Annotated in this window: 1 protein-coding gene and 1 pseudogene; both read left to right on the top strand. The window is 37.1% G+C overall.

Going from position 1 to position 1,045, the window contains the following annotated elements:
- Positions 1-405, top strand: a pseudogene (locus tag CD138_RS13675) (DUF7643 domain-containing protein); the annotation flags it as partial.
- Between the two features lie 2 nt (positions 406-407).
- The coding region (locus tag CD138_RS13670) for a glycosyl hydrolase family 28-related protein (RefSeq protein ID WP_219727735.1) at positions 408-1,045 on the top strand (638 nt) is incomplete at its 3' end.

Here is a 1,045-nt window from a genome sequence, read left to right as displayed (position 1 = left end):
GCGGTCGCTAAGTCGATGAGTAGTGTTGTACAAACGTCTACTGCGCTGAAATATGATGGGTTGGGCATACATGGTAAAAACGGTAGTTACGACGTCTTATTCTCTAGTGAGGGTATCAAATCTAGCATTGATGCCGGAGAAAACTACACAACCTTGATTAATGGTAACGGCTTTAACATGGAGGCTATGCCTTTAGTTACTAATCAAATGAATGGTTTGATGAGCGCTGAGGATAAAGCGAAGTTAGATAAAGTTAACACGAACGAATCGACCAATGAAGTTGAACTTAATAAATTAAAATCTTTAGAGGTGAATTCTAAAGGGTTAGTCATTACCGGAGAAAACGGTAAAAAATACAATTTGATTGTTGATGTTAACGGTCAATTGAAGGCTAAGGAGGTTTAAACTTGAAAATCAACTTATTAAAAAAGTTAGATGTTTATTTTAACGATAAGTTACTTAAACAGATAGAAAATAATTTCGAAAAAATAGAACGATGGTTAAATGGTTTTTCTGATGACATGGATTACCATCGTAAAGACGAAAAAGATGCACACAATTCAAACAACGTTACACATTTTACAAAGAAAGGTCAGAAAACAAATGTAGGTGATGAATTACGTTACCAAAACGAAGTGAACGACCACCTTGTATTAGGTGCATTGGGTAATGGACAACAAGAATTGCGTCAAAGCCGTGTATCCATTGACGCAATTCAACACGACACATTAGAGGGACGACTCCAACATGATTTTTTAAGAGAAATGAACGAGCGTAAAAAAGGTTTGAAGGAATTACTCGACAAAATCAATCGCGTTGTTAATGTTGACGAATTTGGTGCAGATCCAACAGGTCAAAATGATAGTACGGCGGCGTTCGAAAAGGCATTTGGCGAGGGAAATGTACAAGTTACAATGTCGGCTGGTACTTATAAGGTGTATGGTTTAAGGTTACCTAACAACACACGCCTTGTTGGTCAAGGTAAAGGTATTACAACAATTAAATTAGCTGATGATGCACCTGCCGACGCAATTGTTGTAACAAA

This window comes from Staphylococcus intermedius NCTC 11048 (assembly GCF_002902385.1).
GTDB lineage: Bacteria > Bacillota > Bacilli > Staphylococcales > Staphylococcaceae > Staphylococcus > Staphylococcus intermedius.
This window is presented reverse-complemented; position numbering and strand designations above follow the sequence as displayed.